Source organism: Methylobacterium sp. PvR107 (assembly GCF_017833295.1).
Classification (GTDB): Bacteria; Pseudomonadota; Alphaproteobacteria; order Rhizobiales; family Beijerinckiaceae; genus Methylobacterium.
The window spans coordinates 862,627-879,639 of sequence record NZ_JAFIBW010000001.1 but is presented as its reverse complement, the minus strand read 5'-3'; the positions used below and the strand labels follow the sequence as shown (position 1 = coordinate 879,639).

Genomic DNA, 17,013 nt, shown 5'->3' with positions numbered 1-17,013 from the left:
AAGGCCGCCGACCGCCGAGCGGACCATTAGGCGCGTACGAGTGGCACCTTCGGCACGGTCCGGACGCCGCCAGAACCGCCGCCACCCTTGTTGTCCTTCGGCGTCTTCTTCCGGGCCGCGGTGCGGGGCTTCGTGCGCTTGTGGCGCTTGGCGACGTTGGTCACGTCCTTCTCGGGCTTCGGCGTCACCGGACCGGCCGGGAACTCGAAGCCCAGGCTGTCCTTGGCGCCGGCCTTGGCCTCGTCGTCCTCGGGCTTCCGCACCACCACGCGGACGGCGCCGCCATCCTTCAGCTTGCCGAACAGCACCTCGTCGGCGAGCGGCGTCTTGATGGTCGACTGGATCAGCCGGGCCATCGGACGGGCACCCATCGCGTCGTCGTAGCCGTGCTCGACCAGCCACTCGCGGGCCTCGTCCGACAGCTCGATCGTCACGTTGCGGTCGGCGAGCTGCGCCTCAAGCTGAAGCACGAACTTGTCGACCACCTTGGCCACCACCTCCTTCGGCAGGTGGCCGAACGAGATGATCGCGTCGAGACGGTTGCGGAATTCCGGCGCGAACAGCTTGTTGATCGCCTCCACGTCATCGCCCGTGCGCTTCGACTGGGTGAAGCCGTAGGCCGACTTCGCCAGGTCCGAGGCGCCCGCGTTGGTCGTCATGATGATGATGACGTTTCGGAAATCGACCTGCTTGCCGTTGTGGTCGGTCAGCTTGCCGTGGTCCATGACCTGCAGCAGGATGTTGAACAGGTCCGGATGCGCCTTCTCGATCTCGTCGAGCAGCAGCACGCAATGCGGGTGCTGGTCGATCCCGTCGGTCAGCAGGCCGCCCTGATCGAAGCCCACGTAGCCGGGCGGCGCGCCGATCAGCCGGCTGACCGTGTGGCGCTCCATGTATTCCGACATGTCGAAGCGCAGCATCTCGACGCCGAGCGACGAGGCGAGCTGCTTGGCGGCCTCGGTCTTGCCGACGCCGGTCGGGCCGGCGAACAGGTACGAGCCGATCGGCTTGTCCGGGTCGCGCAGGCCGGCGCGCGCCAGCTTGATCGCCGAGGTCAGGGCCTCGATCGCGTTCGGCTGGCCGTAGACCACGCGCTTCAGGTTCTCGGTCAGGTGCTGAAGCACCACCGCGTCGTCCTTCGAGACGGTCTTCGGCGGGATCCGGGCCATCGTGGCGATGGTCGCCTCGATCTCCTTGATGCCGATGGTGCGCTTGCGGCGCGCCTCCGGCACCAGCATCTGCGAGGCGCCGGTCTCGTCGATCACGTCGATCGCCTTGTCGGGCAGCTTGCGGTCGTTGATGTAGCGGGCCGACAGCTCCACCGCGGCCTTCACGGCCTCGGTCGTGTACTTGAGCTTGTGGAACTCCTCGAAGTACGGGCGCAGGCCCTTCACGATCTCGATCGTGTCGGGGATCGACGGTTCGTTGACATCGATCTTCTGGAACCGGCGCACGAGGGCGCGGTCCTTCTCGAAGTACTGGCGGTATTCCTTGTAGGTGGTCGAGCCGATGCAGCGCAGCGTGCCCGAAGCCAGCGCGGGCTTGAGCAGATTCGACGCGTCCATGGCCCCGCCCGAGGTCGCGCCGGCGCCGATCACCGTGTGGATCTCGTCGATGAACATGATCGCGTTCGGGTGCGCCTCGATCTCCTTCATCACCTGCTTGAGGCGCTCCTCGAAGTCGCCGCGATAGCGGGTGCCGGCCAGCAACGTGCCCATGTCGAGGGAGAACACCGTCGCGTCGGCCAGAACCTCCGGCACCTCGTGCTGGATGATCTTGCGCGCCAAGCCTTCCGCGATCGCGGTCTTGCCGACGCCGGGATCGCCCACAAGCAGCGGGTTGTTCTTCTGCCGGCGGCAGAGCACCTGGATCGTCCGCTGGACCTCGGTCTCGCGGCCGATCAGCGGATCGATCTTGCCGTCGCGGGCCTTCTTGTTGAGGTTGACGCAGTAGGCGTCGAGCGCGTCGCCCTTCTTCTTGGCGCCGCCGCGGGGATCACCCTCGTCGCTCGGCCGCTCGGCCGCGCCCTCGTCCTCGGCCCCCCGCACGGGCTTCGACTCGGAGGCGCCGGGGCGCTTGGCAATACCGTGACTGATGTAGTTGACCGCGTCGTAGCGGGTCATGTCCTGCTCCTGCAGGAAGTAGGCGGCGTGGCTCTCGCGCTCGGCGAAGATCGCCACCAGCACGTTCGCCCCGGTCACCTCCTCGCGACCGGAGGATTGGACGTGGATCACAGCGCGCTGGATCACGCGCTGGAACCCCGCCGTCGGCTTGGCGTCCTGCCGCCCGTCGCCGGTGAGGTTGGACAGCTCGGTATCGACGTAGTCGACGAGGCTGCGCTTGAGCGTATCGATCTCGACATTGCAGGCGCGCATCACCGCGGCCGCATCCTGGTCGTCCACGAGGGCGAGCAGGAGGTGCTCCAGCGTCGCGTATTCGTGCCGGCGCTCTCCCGCGAGCGCCAGGGCGCGGTGGAGAGCTTGTTCTAGGCTGCGTGAGAAGCTTGGCAAAGCTGGCCTCTGTGTGGGTGCCTACCGCGAGCGGCGCCTATTTCTTTTCCATAACGCACTGGAGAGGATGTTGGTGTTTGCGCGCGAAGTCCATGACCTGCGTCACCTTGGTCTCCGCCACCTCGTAGGTGAAGACCCCGCACTCGCCGACCCCGTTCTGATGCACGTGCATCATGATCTGGTAGGCGTCCTCGTGGCTCTTGTTGAAGAACCGCTCGACCACGAGCACCACGAACTCCATCGGCGTGTAGTCGTCGTTCAAAAGGAGCACCCGGTAAAGGCTCGGCCGTTTGGTCCGCGGCTTCGTGCGGGTGATGATCGCCGTGTTGGATCGGTCGTCACCGCCTGGCGCGCGCGACCCGGACGCCGTGATCGCACGTTGCGCCGGCCAGTGACCCTTCGTGGAACTCGCGGTGCCCTGCATGGGGACCTGTCTCATGTGCGTCGAACCGATCCCTCAACTGGAGCGGGCGTCGCCAGCCCGTAAAGCCGCGTCTGTCTCGGCTTCGCCGGGAGCGGCGCTCGGCTCCGCTTCGGTTAATCTACAGACGGTAAGCCGACTTCGCCAGACGCCTGTGCGCACTTGTCCGCCCGGCCGGGAAGGTTTGCCACGCATGCCCAGCGTGCTGGCGCGCACGCATGCCCGGTCGCTGGCGATGAACCGCGCTCGCGAGCGCGGCCGAGCTTGGCAGGCATGGCTGATCTCCGGACCGCCGCCGGCCCAGCCGGGCCGGCAACCGCGGCCTGATCCGAATTTGTGTGCCGCGTCAGCCAGCGTCAAGCTGCGGCCGGTAAGGACGATAAGCGACCGTCGGATCGGCACGATCCGGCATTCGAGCCGAGCGCATTAACGGGCCTGTAACCGCACTTGCCTAACTCTCCGATGATGCAGCGGGGCCACGCGATCAGCGCGGATCACCCAGGGACATGACCGGCGCGTGCCGGTTTCGCGAGGCAGTCAGGCGTGATGCGTAGCGTAGTAGGCCGCTCCCGGACGATTCCCGTGCTGCCGGCCGCCCTCGCGGCCGCGGCACTCCTGACGGCCCTGGCCTCGCCGGCCGAGGCCCGGCGCGGTCGCCACCATCACCATGCGCGCGCCGGCGGCGGATACAATCCGCCCTACGCCGCGATGGTCGTCGACGTGAAGAGCGGCAAGACCCTGCACGCGGTCAACGAGGATGCCCTGCGCCATCCCGCCTCGATCACCAAGGTGATGACGCTCTACATGTTGTTCGAGCAGATGGAGCGCGGCAAGTTCGCCCTCGACTCCGAGCTGACCATCTCGGCCCATGCCGCCGCCCAAGCGCCCTCGAAGCTCGGCCTGCGTCCCGGCCAGACCATATCGGTCGAGAACGCCATCAAGGCGATCGTGACCAAGTCGGCCAACGACGTGGCCTGCGCGATCGGCGAGAACATCGCCGGCTCCGAGGAGCGCTTCGCGCAGATGATGACCGCCAAGGCGCACGCGCTCGGCATGAGCCGGACGCAATACGCCAACGCCTCGGGCCTGCCGGACCCGGATCAGCTCACCACCGCCCGCGACCTGACCGTGCTCGCCCGGGCGATCCAGGACCGATTCCCCCACTACTATCGCTACTTCCAGACGCGCTCTTTCGCGTTCCGCGGCCGGGTGATCGGCAACCACAACCACCTCCTCGGCAACGTCGAGGGCGTGGACGGGATCAAGACCGGCTACACTCGGGATTCCGGCTTCAACCTGATGACCGCGGCGAAATCCGACGGCCACCAGATCGTGGCGATCGTGCTCGGAGGGAAGTCCGGCGCGAGCCGCGACCGGATCATGGCCGACCTCGTCCGCTCCAGCCTGCCGCGGGCCTATGCCGGTGCGCGGACCGCACCTGCGGTCACCGAGGTTGCCGAGCGCGCCCGCCCGGCGGTGGTCGCCGATGCGGTCTCGCGGACGCGCACGCAGGTCGCCTCGGCCGACGACGAGGATGTCGAGACCACGGGCACAACCGGCGAGCCGCTCGAGCTCGCCCCGTCCAAGACCACAACGCCCGGCGGCACCTGGAAGCCCGGCCCGCAGGGCATCCCGAAGGCCGCGCAGGCCTATGCCGGCGCCGGCAGCGCGCAGGCGCCGTTCCCGGGCGCGACCAAGTCGGCGGCCCGGGTGGCGTCGGTCGAGCGCGACGAGCCGCCGAAGGCTGTCTCCGGCGCCCGTGTCGTGCCCACCGCCTGGGTGATCCAGCTCGGCGCCATGGATGACGAAACGAAGGCCCGGTCGATGCTCTCGGAGGCGCGCGCCAAGGTCGGTGGCAGCCTCGCCAAGGCGGCCCCCTATACGGTCAAGGTGGAGCACGGCGGGACGACGCTGTTCCGCGCCCGCTTCTCGGGCTTCGGCGAGCAGGATTCCGCCCAGGAGGCCTGCTCGGCCCTGAAGCGCAGCGGCTTCAGCTGCTTCGCGACCCGGAGCTGACGGCGCCCCAAGCCGGCCGATACAGTGATGCCGCGGTGGAGTTCGCCCGCGGCTGCATACGGTAACTCTCTGACAACGCGCGTGGAGTTTAGCGATGTCGGCTCAGAAGCCTGTCCCGGGCCGCGTTGACGCGCGCCGCCCGTTCGGCGCTGCCGCCCTGGTCGGGGTGGGCGCGCTTCATGAGCGACCGGTGGGCCGACCGGATCTCCTCAGCGGTCGCCCCGCGCTGAAGCCCCAGGACCTGGTACGCCTCCTCCTGCGTCATCGCCCCTGGGTTCGGCGGACGGCCCGGCCGCGGATCTCGATCGCGCTCAGCGTGTACACGCCATCCGGGCGCCCGGCGGTCGAGATACGGCTCTAGCAGGGCGGCACCCGCAGCGTCGCGCAGGCGGCAGAGCTGCAGGAGATCGACCACGGCACCGGTGGGCATGGCCTCGAGCCATGCTCCGATATCTGGCCCAGACAGGACCTGCCCGGTACGCAGGCTGCCGTCCGGGTTCAGCAGCGCGTCGATCAGAACCGTGCGGACGCGCCGATCCTGAGGGGTACCGGGGCCTCGGCCGGAGGCCGGCCGGACGAAGCGGCGGAGCCGTTCGGTTATCGAGGCTTGTCCCTCGATCATCCAGACGCCGCCAAGGCCGAGAAGCGCCGCGAGGACGAGGTTTCCACGGAGCAGCAGGAAGCCCGCTGCCAGGAGTGCGAAGGCGCCGAAGGTCGGCAGCCGCGCGCGGCCGAGGGCGGCGCCGAACCCTTGGCCGACGGCACGCTTCAGGCGCCGGCCGAGACCGTTGCTCCTCTTCGAAAGCCACCACAGCGTGAGGCAGGCGAGCAGACCGGCAAGCAGCGCCATCGCTCAGCGCCGCATGCCGTACTCGGCCGAAGCCCGGCCGCCGATCTGCACGGTGGTCCCGTTGCCGAAATTGTAGACGCCGTCACGCCGCGCCTTCGGCCTGGTGGCGACGGAGTCACAGCCTGGCTGCGGCGGCAGGCGGACGCCGTCGGGTAGATTCTCCGGGCACAGGCGCGACCGCAGCGGCGGCTCGCCGGCCAGTGCGGCCCCGGCCATCAGCCCGACGAGAAGAGCGACGAGAGAGGTTTTCATCGACGGTTCTCCGCCACATCCGCGGTCGTGACCCGCACCTGTCGGATACGGCCGTCGCGCTCGACCTTCAGCGTCACGGGCGTACCGAGTCCGGCGCCCTCGATGGCCGCCGTCAGATCGGCCAGGCGATGGACCGGGCGGCCATTGGCCTCCACGATCACGTCGCCGATGTCGCCGGTCTGGGCATCGACGCCGCGCAGGCCCGCCTGGGCGGCCGGCGACCCGGGCAGGACCCGCACGATCACCACGCCGTCAATGCCGAGCCGCGCGGTGGCGGCCTCCTGGGCGGCGATGATGCCGATGCCGGGATTGCGCACGCGTCCCGCCTTGATCAGTTCCGGCACGATCCGGTTGACCACGTCAACCGGGATGGCGAAACCGATTCCTGCGCTCGCCCCCGACGGCGAGACGATGGCGGTGTTGACGCCGATCAGCCGGCCGGCGGAATCGAGCAGCGGGCCGCCGGAATTGCCGGGGTTGATCGCCGCATCCGTCTGGATGACGCCCGACACTTCACGCCCCTCGCTGGTCGGCATCCGGCGGCGGACGGCGCTAATCACGCCGGTCGTCAGCGTGTGGTCGAGGCCGAACGGGTTGCCGATCGCGAAGGTCGATTGTCCGACCTTGAGATCCGCCGAGGTGCCGATGGCGAGCGGCGGCGGCATGTTCGTGACGCGCCCGAGCTGCAGGACCGCCAAGTCGTAGGACGGCGCCATCCCGACCAGTGTCGCGGGCACCACCGCGCCGTCGCTGAGGCGGACCGAGACGGAGCCGCCGCTCTGCGCGGCATTCTGAACCACGTGGGTGTTGGTCACGATATGGCCGGCGCCGTCCCAGACGAAGCCGGTGCCCGTCTGGGTGTTGCCCTGCTCGCCACCGTCCTCGTCGAGGTCGAGCAGGTCGCGGTTCTGGGCCGCACCCTGCGCGAAGACGTGGACCACCGACGGGCTCGCCTGCTCGAACAGGGCGACCGTGGCCTTCTCCGACTGCGCGAGATCGCCGCGCGCGGTCACCGCCCGGGGGGTGTTGGCCGCGTAGAGCAGGGGTTGCAGGTAGGGCTGGGCGACGTAGAGCGCCATCAGGACCAGGACCGCGGCGAGGAGGATGCGCACGGTACGATCCGGCACGGGCGTCTCCAGGGAAGGCCCGGGGCGGGCGCGGGTCTTAAGTGCGCGTTCAGCTTCAGGGCGTCAACACAGACAGGCGCCGCAGCCGACAGGCCTCAGACGTGTTCTGGCGCACGGCGGCGAGGGGCGCAAACTGGCTAACGGAATGGTCATCTTTCGAGGGCCACAATTCTCGCAAGTCCACGGCAGCTCGGATGTGTTCAAGACGGAGACGGAACACCGGACTCAGCCTTTCCTCGTGCCTTCGCACCGGATGCTGGCTTCGAAATCCGCCCGAATTGATCGCAAAGCTGCCGCAGAGATGCTTGCTTTGACGCTCAGACCATCGATCCCCGCCGCGTCTCGGCCCAGGCCGACGGCGGCGATCTGAACGGTCCAAAACGGTTCGGAAGGACGCGTACACATGGAAACCGAAGCTCTGGAACGGCCCGCGGATCTGACGATCTGGCGCACAGCCCCGGCGAGCGCCCCGCTCGCGCAGCCCGAGCGCTTTGACACGCTGCGCGAGGCGATCGCCGCCGCCGCCGGTGCCCTGACCGACCCGGCCAAGCAGCCATGGATCATCACCGAGGAGGGCGAGATCCTCTCGCCGAACTGGATCCGCACCTACCTGAACTGACGACCTCAGCGGTCGAACAACGGGGATACCGGGGATGGCAGCGAAAGCTCCGCTCCGGGCCCCCAGGGCTCATTCCGCCGCGTCCGAGTGGCGGAACCCTTCGATCCCGACCTGATCGGGGTTGATCGCGTGCAGCGCCCGCCGGGCGGCCTCGAGCGGGTGCTCGGCCTCGACCCGGACCGAGGTGAGATCCGGGCTCTTGTAGACCGTCACGATGGTGTCCATCACCTCGGTGAGCGTCGTGCGCTTGTCCTCGGGCGCCGCGATCAGCAGCTGCAGCCCCCAGGCCCGGTAGAGATCCACCAGCGCCTGGCTGTTGCGCACGTCGAGCTTCGAGAACGCCTCATCGAGAAGGCACAGACCCAGGCCCGGATTCTCGTCGCCGGGCCGGTCGCCGGGATAATAGGCGCTCGCCAGGGAAGCCGCGATCGCCACGTAGAACGGCGCCTGCGCCTCGCCGCCCGAGCCGCGGAGCGCCCGAGCCGACATGGTGGTGCGGTTACCCGCTTGGTCCCGCATGCCGATCTCGTAGACGAAGTAGTTGCGGTAATCGGCGAGCCGCGCCGCATCCTCCGCGCCGGCGATCAGGGCGGTGATCTCCGCCAGCGCTGCCGCCATCGGACCCTCGGCCTCGCCGGCGAACAGCGCCTGGGCGGCCTCGGGCGAACGGGCCGTCTCGATGGCGAGCGCGTGGACGGCGGCGTAGCGGCGGTCCACCGCCGCCTCGAATGCGTAGGTCTGCCCGGTGAAGCTGCGGGCCGAGAGCCGCTCGTTCAGGGCCGCGAGCTTGGCGTGGACGCGCTCGAACCGGTCGGCCAGACGCGTCAGCAGGTCCTCGGTCATGAGGCGGCGCATCTCGGTCTCGGCCCGCTCGGCCTGGGCGCGGTAGCGCCGTAGCTCGTGACCTTCTACCGCCTCGTATTCCCGCCGGACCCAGGCAAACCCGTCAATCGCGGGGGCATCGCCGGTATTGAGCGGATTCTCGACCCGCCAGGCGGCGCAGGCCTCCGCCAGCTCACGCTCGGCGGTCCGACCGTGCGCGCGGGCGGCGTCGGCCGCTTCCCGGGCGAGGGTGCGCTCGGTGGTCGCCCGCGACCCGGTGGCCTTGGCGTCGAGCCCCGCGAGGGCACGGCGTGCCTCGGCGATAATACCGACGTCGAACACCTCGGAGCGCGCGAGCCGCACCCGGGCGGCATCACCGCCCGTGAGCTGGCGCAGCGCCGCGCGCCGCGCCGCGAGCGCCGCGCGGGCGGCCTCGCGGACCGGGCCGAGCCGGGCGCGGAGCGCCGCCTCGTCGGCGAGCAGGCGGTCGAGCTTCGGCTCCAGCTCCTCCGACAACTCGCGCAGGTAGCCGGCGCGCTCCGCGCTCAGCGCGGTGATCTCGGCGGTGAGCCCGGCGGTGTCGCGCTTCTCGATCCCCTCGCGCTCGGTCTGAAGCGTGCGCCGCCGCCCGTCCAGGCCGTCCAGCTCGGTCCGCAGGGTGTCGATGTCGTCGAGACCTCGGGCGATGCGGGCGCGGATCGCGGCTGCTGTGCGGGCCGCCTCGCGCAGAACGGCCGCCTCGCCGCGCAGCCGACGCGCCTCCGCGACCGCGACCTCGTGCGCATGGCGGCTGTCGGCGGTCGGCCCGCGCTGGCCGCGGGTCATCAGCAAGTCGACGCTCCGGGTCACCGAATAGGCCATGCCGGCGGTGGTCCGTCCGCTCGGCGCCACTGCGCGAGTAAGATGGGCGAGCTCGGCATCGTCCCGGGCGAGGTCGTAGCCGCCCAGCCGCACGCCCAGGAACGCCTCCGCGTGCGGGTCTCTGGTCTCGATCACGGTGAGCGGCCCGTCATCGTAGCGGCGCGCCCGCTGCTTGGCGGTGTCGGTGGTCTTGACCAAGATGCAGCGATGGAACCGATCACGGCCGGATTGCAGGACGCCGAGCGCCTCGTTCAGCCGGTCCGGCGCTACCACCAGCGCCTCGCGCGCACGCCCGAGCAGGGCTTCGAGGGCCGGGCCCCAGGTCGGATCGACGATCTCGGCCAGCTCGCAGATCGGCACCGCCGCGATGCCGCGCCGCTCCAGCTCGCCGCGGAACGCCACCGTGTCGGAGGACAGCCGCGCCGTCGGCCCGGCGCCGGTGCGCGGCGCGGTGCGTTCCGCCTCGCTCTCCTGGGCGCGCGCCTTGAGGGCGGCATCCTCGGCGGCCCGCTCCAGCGCCTCGTCGAAATCGGGCAACCGCGTCAGCCCTTCGACCAGTTCGGCGAGTGGCCCCTCGGGGCGCAGGATTTCCTCCGGGGATGATTCCTTGCGCAGGCCGGCCCGCGCACAGGCCTCGGCCAACCGCGCCGCTTGCGGGCTGGACGGGCGCAGGATCGGGGCGACCGCCTGGAGCTTGCCCATCTGGCCGACGAGGCCGACGAGGTCGGCGATCCGGCCCGCGAGTTCCTTGCGGTCCCGTTCCAGCATGGAGAGGCCGAGCGTCGAGGCGGCGAGCCGCCCCTCCGCGGCACTCGCGGCGGCGAGCGCCTTCTTCTCGGCGATCTCGCCGTCGATCTCGCGCACGAAGGCGCGGCTCGCGGCGACACGCTCGCGGGCAATCCGCAGGGTATCGGCGCCCTCGCGCAGGCGCGTGCGGACGGCGATGAGGTCGAGGCTGCGGCGGCGCAACTCGGCGCTCGCCGCGCGCAAGTCGTGCGTCGCCGCGGCGAGCACCGACTCGCTCCAGGCCTCGTAACGGTCCCGCAGGCGCCGCAAGCGGCCGAGGCGTGTCTCAAGCTCGGCGATCGTCTCCAGGAGGCGCCGCCAGTTGGCGATGGAGAGGCGGACGCGCTCGACATCCAGCGGTTCCGGGTCGAGCACGAAGGCGCGCACGAAGGCGCTGGTGTCGAAGATCGGCTTGAACGCCACCGCGTTGGCGAAGCTGCGCAGGAAATGACGGGGCTCGGGCGCCAGCGCGCCCTCGCGCAGGGTCGCGAGGATATCCGCCGTGAAGCGCTCGCCGGAGGTGCGGTACTCCGTGAAGCTCGAAGCCCGGGCGCGCAGATCCGCGGCGATCTCGCTCCACGGCGCCGTGTAGCTTCCGCCCGGCGCGGTGCGGGCGTAATCGGCGACTTCGAACCGGTGCCCAACCGCGATGAAACGCGAGAGCACGGTCTCCTTCGGCTCGACGGCGCGCGCCGCCAGCGCCAGCCCGACCGTGACCACGCGCCCGGATTCGGGGTTCTCGAACACGAGGGCCAGCACGGTCTCGCAGGATTCCCGGGTCGGGCGACCGCCCTCCGCCGGGTCGCTGATCCAGCCCAGGCAATAATCCCGCACCGTGCGGGCGCTGCGCCCGGAGGCCGAGGCGTTGAGGGCGAGACGGCTGGCATTGTTGCCGGCCAGAACCGTGCCGACCGCGTCGAAGATCGTCGATTTTCCGGCCCCCGTCGGCCCCACGAGCGCGGCGGCGCCCCGCAGCCGAATCTGCTCGCGGCGAATCAGGTACCAGTTCGAGATGGCGATGTCGGTGAGGACGTACACGAGACCGGGCGTTGGACCGTTGGCAGGAATTCGGCCGGCCCAGTTGGCCGGGTTCGGCCGCGTATGCAAGCCGGCCGGGTCGCCGCCCGGATGCCGGACACGACCACAAGTTATGACAATTTTAGCACAACTTGCTCATGCCGCTGGGATCTCGCCCGATGACCCGGTTTCGATCGATGCGCCTGAGCCTGAAAACGAAGTTGAGCGGCCTGTTCATCATGCTGCTCCTCGCAGCGATGATCCAGGGCGGCGTCACCCTGTACAAGATGCAGGCGGTCGATCAGCGACTGACGGAGCTTCTCGACAACGCCGTCCCGTCGATCAACGAAGCCCAGGCCATCAACACTTTCGTGCTTCGGACCCGACTGTGGCAGTTCCGATACGTCACGGCAGATACGCAGGCCGAGCGGGACACGAGCCTGAAGAATGCGGACGAGATGACCCGCAACCGCCAAGCGAAGGTTGAGGCGTACCGTGCCTTGGTGGCCTCGAAAGAGGAGCAGGCCATCTACGAGGATCTGCTGACCAAGCTCGCAGCCCAGGAAAAGGACTGGGACCGGTTGCGGGCTTTCCCGGCCGACGCGCACGAGCAGGCGCTCGCCTATTTCCGCGGTCCGATGAATGCCAATTATCTGGCGGCCTCGACCGCCACCCGGGCCCTCGCCGACCTCAATATCAAGACCGGCGCGGCCGCCGGGCAGGTCGCCCGCCGGAGCCAGACGGAAGCCGTCCAGGCCACCGTGACCATCCTGGTCGTCACCGTGCTGATCGCCCTCGGCGCGATGCTCTACGCCTTCGTCGGCGTGTCGCGCCCGCTGGCAGCCATGACGCAGGCCATGCGGCGCCTCGCGGACGGCGACACGGAGGCCGCGGTGCCCTTCGCCCAGCGGCGGGACGAGATCGGCAACATGTCGGCGACCGTGGACGTGTTCAAGCAGAACCTGCTGCATGGCCGTGCCCTGGAGGCTGAGACCGCGCTCGCCCGAGCCGGTGCCGAGGCGCAGCGCCGGCAGGCAGCGCAGGAATTGGCCGATCGGTTCGAGGCGAGTGTCGGCGGCATCGTCGGCTCCGTCACCGCCGCGGCGACCCAGCTTCAGGCCACCGCCCAAAGCCTGACCGCGACCGCGACGCAGACCGCCGGCCAGTCGACCAGCGCGGCCGCGGCCGCCGAGGAGGCCTCGACCAACGTGACGACGGTGGCCGCCGCGGCCGAGGAACTCGGCTCCTCGGTCAACGAGATCGGGCGCCAGGTCGGCTCCTCCGCAGACCTCGCGCAGGCCGCCGTCCAGGAGGCCGGCGCGACCGCCCAGTTGGTCCAGGAGCTGAGTGCGGCGGCGCGGCGGGTCGGGGAGGTCGTCGACCTGATCTCCGCCATCGCGAGCCAGACCAACCTGCTGGCGCTCAACGCCACCATCGAGGCGGCGCGCGCCGGCGCGGCGGGCAAGGGCTTTGCGGTCGTCGCCTCCGAGGTCAAGGCGCTCGCCGACCAGACCGCCAAGGCCACCGCCGAGATCTCCGCGCAGATCGGGCAGATCCAGGGCTCGACCGGACAGGCCGTCCAGGCGATCGGCGGGATCGCCGGGCGCATCCGCGAGATCAGCGGCATGGCGAACTCGATCGCGGCCGCCGTGGAGGAGCAGGGCGCGGCCACCCAGGAGATCGTCCGCAATGTCGCCGAGGCCGCGACCGGGACGGACGCCGTCACCGCCAACGTGAGCGGCGTCGCCGGGGCCGCCGAGGAGACTGGCGCGGCAGCCGCCCAGGTGCTGGCCTCGGCGTCCGAAATGGCCCGCCAGGCCGCCCATCTCGGCAGCGAGGTCGAGCGCTTTCTGGCGACCGTCCGGGCGGCCTGAGCGGAAACCGGCGAGCGGGGGCTTGCGGGTGAGGAGCCCGGTTGCCCCCGTCGTCGACAGGCGCCGGCCTCAGGCCTCGCCGGCCTCGGACCAGGCCCGCAGGCGCTCCAGCCATGCATCCGAGGCCAGCACGGCGAGCCCTGGCAGGAGCGACAGCGGCGTGACCCGCTCGACCCGGTCGCGCTCGCCAAGCCGCAGCCCGCCGCGCTTGGCGTACATGCGCAGGATGTCGGCGAGCCGGCCCTCCTCGGGCGGCTCGTTGCGCGCCACGGTCCGGATCTTCTCGACGATCTCGTCGGTGGTGCACGCGACGATGCCGTCGGTGCCGGCGCGGTGGTCGCGCAGGCCCTCCTCATACAGGAGCCGAAGCGCCAGAAGCACAAGGGTCTCGTCCTTGCGCAGGCGCTCCGAGACGATGTCGTGGCGCGGCGCGTCCGCCGACGGGCTCAGCGAGACCATCTGGTCGCGGTGCGAGACCGTGAGCGCGTAGCCGAGGCAGGCGAAATAGTCGGTGAAGAACGGCGCGTAGTGCCGGGCGAGCTCGTAGGAGCGGCCGATCCCCTGCGTGTCCGCGTAGATCACCTGTCCCTTCAACAGCACCTGGAGCGCGCGGCTGAGTTCCTCGGCGTCGGGCGCCCGGGCGCCGGGAGGCGGCGGCTCGTCACCGTCGATGATGGCGCGGAAGCCCTCAAGCACGGGGACGTCGCTCCAAGAGGAAATCCGGGCAGTCGAGCCAGCCGTTGACCACCCGCTCCGGCAGGCGCGTGACGGCGTAGCGCTCGCCGAGCCGCGCGTCGAACAGAACGTCGATCTCGCGCAGGCGCTGGAACACGACGAAGTCGTCGACACCCGCGATGACGATCTGCGACCCGCGCAGCCGCACGGCCTTGCCGAGCCGCGCCTCCACGAACGCGGTCATGCTCTCGGGCGTCACGGTGGTGCGGCGCCGGAACTCCGCCTTGGCGGCCGCGAAGGCGTCCACCACGGGATCATCCTCCAGATCGGGCAGGGGCTCCATGTCGATCGCGCTCTTGCGCGCCCGCGGCGCCTGGAGATGCGCGTGGCCGATGGGTGGTCGCAGCTGGGAGATGTCGGCCGGCACGTCGGGCGCGATCTCCGAACCGCCGACCGCCCGCAGCATCGCGGCGACGCGCTCGAGCCCGCTCGGATCCGGGCGGTCCATGACGTGCAGGGCGGCGCCGATCCGGCGCTCCAGGCGCGCCACAACGGCGTCGACGGCGTCGAGATGGTTGTCGAGCCCCTCGAACACCGAGAGGATCTGGGCCAAGTCGGCCCGGACCGCCCGCTGCGCCGTGTCGAGATCGGCGCTGCGGCCTTCGCGGATCAGGCCCTCGGCCAGGGCCCGCAGGGTGAGCGCGTCGCGCAGCGCCCGGCCCGCCTCGCGCACCACGCTGGCGCGGAACCGGAACGGGTTGAAGCGCGTGTGCAGCGTCCTGTAATCGCTGATCAGGTGGCGCTCGACGAAATCCTCGAAGAACAGCCGGAAGGTCTTGGCCCGGTCCGACTCGCGCAGGATCCGCTCCTCGACCTTGCGCATGCCGGCGGCGAGCCCGCGCACGTGCGACAGGAAGGCGGCGGCGGCCCGGGCGGCGTTGGACAGGGCCTCCGAGCGGTTCGCCGGATCCGAGAGAGCGCTCTCCAGCCCGCCCAGCACCTCCAGAACGGCACCGCCGTAGGAGCGGGTCTCGCCCCGTTCGAGCCGGGACAGCTCTTCCAGGAGAAGCCGCGCCTCGGGATCGAACTCCACCACCGGCACGTAGCGCTCCCGGCGCTCGATCAGCCAGCCGGTGTCGAGGAGGCGCCGGTAGAGCGCGGTCCGGCGCTCCGCGGGATCGGCCGAGATCGGCTCATCGCCGCTGACTTCCGGATCGCTCCAGCCCACGGCGAAGTCGCCGATCTCGGCGAGCAACTCGGCCTTGCGCACCGGCTCAGCCCCGAGGACGCGCCGATGCAGGTGCAGGAGAAGGGCCGCATTGAAGCCGCGGCTCGGAGCCGCGAGCGGCTTGAACAGCTCGTCGGGCAGCTGCGCGAACAGCATTCTTTTGAGACTCTCGCCGTCGCGCAGCCGGGCCGTTACTTCGCGCCGAGGAGCTCGACGTCGAAGATCAGGGTGGCGTTCGGCGGGATCACGCCGCCGGCGCCCCGGGCGCCGTAGCCGAGCTGCGGCGGGATGATCAGGGTGCGTTTGCCGCCGGTCTTCATGGTGGCGACGCCCTCGTCCCAGCCCTTGATCACCTGGCCGGCGCCGAGGGGGAAGCTGAAGGGCTGGTTGCGGTCGCGGGAGGAGTCGAACTTCTTGCCCTTCTTGCCGCCCTCGTCGAGCCAGCCGGTGTACTGGACGGTGACCTGCTGGCCGGCCTTGGGCTCAGGCCCGGTCCCGACGACCTCGTCCTGGTACTGCAGGCCGGAGGGCAGGGTGACGGTCTCGGCATTGGCGGCTGTGCTCATGGCGATCAACGCGGCTCCGGCGATGAGGGACAGGCGAGGCATGGTTTCTCCCTGGAGCCGGCGCCGTACGCGCCGACCGTCGGAGCGCTTCTATCGGCTCACGTCGGTCGAGGCCAGGGAGGTTCTGATGCCCCTCATGTGCGGTGACGGTCAGCCGTCCAGCATCGCGGCCAGATGCAGCACCAGCCGGCGGGCGACCTCATCCTTGCCGAGACGTGGCCAGGATTCCACCGCGCCATCCCGGCGGATCAGATGGACGGCGTTGTCGACGCCGCCCATCACGCCGCCCTCGGCCGAGACGTCGTTGGCCACGATCAGATCGCAGCCCTTGCGGGCGATCTTCGCGCGGGCGTGATCCAGCACCGCATCGGTTTCCGCGGCGAACCCGACGACGAGTGGCGGGCGGCCCGACGGCATCCGCGCAACCGTCGCGAGGATGTCGGGATTCTCGGCGAGCGGGAGCGGGGCGGGGCCGCTGCCGTCCTTCTTGATCTTCTTCGTCCCGGCCTCGTGCTCCGGCCGCCAATCAGCCACGGCCGCGGCAAAGATGGCGATGTCGGCCGGAAGCGCCGCCTCGACGGCTGCCAGCATCTCGCGGGCAGTCTCGACCCGCACCACGGTCACGCCCGGCGGATCGGAGATCGTCACCGGCCCGGAGACCAGGGTCACGACGGCGCCGGCCCGCGCGGCCGCTTCCGCGATGGCATGGCCCTGGCGGCCCGACGAGCGGTTGGCGAGATAGCGCACAGGGTCGATCGGCTCGTGGGTGGGGCCGGAGGTCACAAGCACCTTTCGGCCGGCGAGGGGCCGCGCAGCGCCATCGGCGCCCAGCATCGTCTCCAGCGCATCGGCGATCTCGTTGGGCTCGGCCATGCGTCCGGGGCCGGTTTCGGCCTCCGCCATGCGACCGGCATTCGGGCCGATCACGCGCACGCCGTCGCCCTCCAGGGTCGCGAGGTTGCGTCGTGTGGCCGGGTGCGCCCACATCTGCACGTTCATGGCGGGCGCGATCAGGATCGGCAGGGTCGTGGCCAGGAGCACAGTGGTCGCCAGATCGGCGGCGTGGCCGCCCGCGAGGCGGGCCATCAGGTTGGCAGTGGCGGGCGCAACCACAACCGCATCGGCCTGGCGGGCAAGCTTGATATGGCCGATCTCCGCCTCCGAGGCCCGGTCGAACAGGTCGGTATGGGCCCGCTCGCCGGCCAGCGCCGCCGCCGCCAGAGGCGTGACGAATTCCTGAGCCCCCGCGGTGAGAACCGGGCAGACGCTGGCGCCCCGCTCGCGCAGACGCCGGATCAGATCGAGGGCCTTATAGGCCGCGATGCCCCCGCCGATAATGAGGAGAACACGGCGGTTGGCGAGGGTCTCGGTCATGCCGGACCCTCTGCG

At 70.4% G+C, this 17,013-nt stretch carries 13 protein-coding genes; 3 read left to right on the top strand and 10 right to left on the bottom strand.

Features of this window, described 5'->3' with window-relative positions:
* Positions 1-26: 26 nt before the first annotated feature.
* Positions 27-2,510 (bottom strand): ATP-dependent Clp protease ATP-binding subunit ClpA, encoded by a 2,484-nt coding sequence (gene clpA, locus JOE48_RS03945; RefSeq protein WP_210027866.1) that lies wholly within the window; start codon positions 2,508-2,510, stop codon positions 27-29.
* A gap of 37 nt (positions 2,511-2,547) precedes the next feature.
* Complete coding sequence (clpS, locus tag JOE48_RS03940; protein WP_210035550.1) at positions 2,548-2,934, bottom strand: ATP-dependent Clp protease adapter ClpS; 387 nt, start codon at positions 2,932-2,934, stop codon at positions 2,548-2,550.
* Between the two features lie 543 nt (positions 2,935-3,477).
* On the opposite strand from clpS, the gene JOE48_RS03935 reads away from it, so the two are divergent.
* Positions 3,478-4,947 (top strand): D-alanyl-D-alanine carboxypeptidase, encoded by a 1,470-nt coding sequence (locus JOE48_RS03935; RefSeq protein ID WP_210027864.1) that lies wholly within the window; start codon positions 3,478-3,480, stop codon positions 4,945-4,947.
* 88 nt (positions 4,948-5,035) lie between these two features.
* Here JOE48_RS03935 and JOE48_RS03930 read toward each other — a convergent pair whose 3' ends face one another.
* The 3 genes from JOE48_RS03930 to JOE48_RS03920 are packed head-to-tail and all read right to left on the bottom strand — an operon-like array spanning position 5,036 to position 7,176.
* Complete coding sequence (locus JOE48_RS03930; RefSeq protein WP_210027862.1) at positions 5,036-5,797, bottom strand: DnaJ domain-containing protein; 762 nt, start codon at positions 5,795-5,797, stop codon at positions 5,036-5,038.
* 3 nt (positions 5,798-5,800) lie between these two features.
* Positions 5,801-6,049: a hypothetical protein gene (locus JOE48_RS03925; protein WP_210027860.1), complete on the bottom strand. Its 249-nt coding sequence runs from the start codon at positions 6,047-6,049 to the stop codon at positions 5,801-5,803.
* Complete coding sequence (locus tag JOE48_RS03920) at positions 6,046-7,176, bottom strand: S1C family serine protease (RefSeq protein WP_210027858.1); 1,131 nt, start codon at positions 7,174-7,176, stop codon at positions 6,046-6,048. Before JOE48_RS03920 ends, JOE48_RS03925 begins: the two co-directional genes overlap by 4 nt.
* 403 nt (positions 7,177-7,579) lie before the next feature.
* On the opposite strand from JOE48_RS03920, the gene JOE48_RS03915 reads away from it, so the two are divergent.
* Positions 7,580-7,795 (top strand): hypothetical protein, encoded by a 216-nt coding sequence (locus JOE48_RS03915; protein ID WP_192708701.1) that lies wholly within the window; start codon positions 7,580-7,582, stop codon positions 7,793-7,795.
* A 69-nt stretch (positions 7,796-7,864) separates the two neighbouring features.
* Here the strand turns inward: JOE48_RS03915 and JOE48_RS03910 are convergent, their stop codons facing one another.
* On the bottom strand, positions 7,865-11,302 hold the full coding sequence (locus JOE48_RS03910; RefSeq protein WP_210027856.1) for an SbcC/MukB-like Walker B domain-containing protein: 3,438 nt from the start codon (positions 11,300-11,302) through the stop codon (positions 7,865-7,867).
* Positions 11,303-11,478: 176 nt separating this feature from the next.
* Between JOE48_RS03910 and JOE48_RS03905 the strand changes: the two genes are divergently transcribed.
* Positions 11,479-13,155: a methyl-accepting chemotaxis protein gene (locus tag JOE48_RS03905; RefSeq protein ID WP_210035547.1), complete on the top strand. Its 1,677-nt coding sequence runs from the start codon at positions 11,479-11,481 to the stop codon at positions 13,153-13,155.
* A gap of 69 nt (positions 13,156-13,224) precedes the next feature.
* Here the strand turns inward: JOE48_RS03905 and JOE48_RS03900 are convergent, their stop codons facing one another.
* The 4 genes from JOE48_RS03900 to coaBC all read right to left on the bottom strand — a co-directional run bounded on the left by JOE48_RS03900 (position 13,225) and on the right by coaBC (position 16,998).
* Positions 13,225-13,851: a DUF4194 domain-containing protein gene (locus tag JOE48_RS03900; RefSeq protein WP_210027854.1), complete on the bottom strand. Its 627-nt coding sequence runs from the start codon at positions 13,849-13,851 to the stop codon at positions 13,225-13,227.
* On the bottom strand, positions 13,844-15,214 hold the full coding sequence (locus JOE48_RS03895) for a Wadjet anti-phage system protein JetA family protein (protein ID WP_210027852.1): 1,371 nt from the start codon (positions 15,212-15,214) through the stop codon (positions 13,844-13,846). Before JOE48_RS03895 ends, JOE48_RS03900 begins: the two co-directional genes overlap by 8 nt.
* Before the next feature lie 35 nt (positions 15,215-15,249).
* On the bottom strand, positions 15,250-15,666 hold the full coding sequence (locus JOE48_RS03890) for an FKBP-type peptidyl-prolyl cis-trans isomerase (RefSeq protein WP_210027850.1): 417 nt from the start codon (positions 15,664-15,666) through the stop codon (positions 15,250-15,252).
* A gap of 108 nt (positions 15,667-15,774) precedes the next feature.
* Complete coding sequence (coaBC, locus tag JOE48_RS03885) at positions 15,775-16,998, bottom strand: bifunctional phosphopantothenoylcysteine decarboxylase/phosphopantothenate--cysteine ligase CoaBC (protein ID WP_210027848.1); 1,224 nt, start codon at positions 16,996-16,998, stop codon at positions 15,775-15,777.
* Positions 16,999-17,013: the final 15 nt, after the last annotated feature.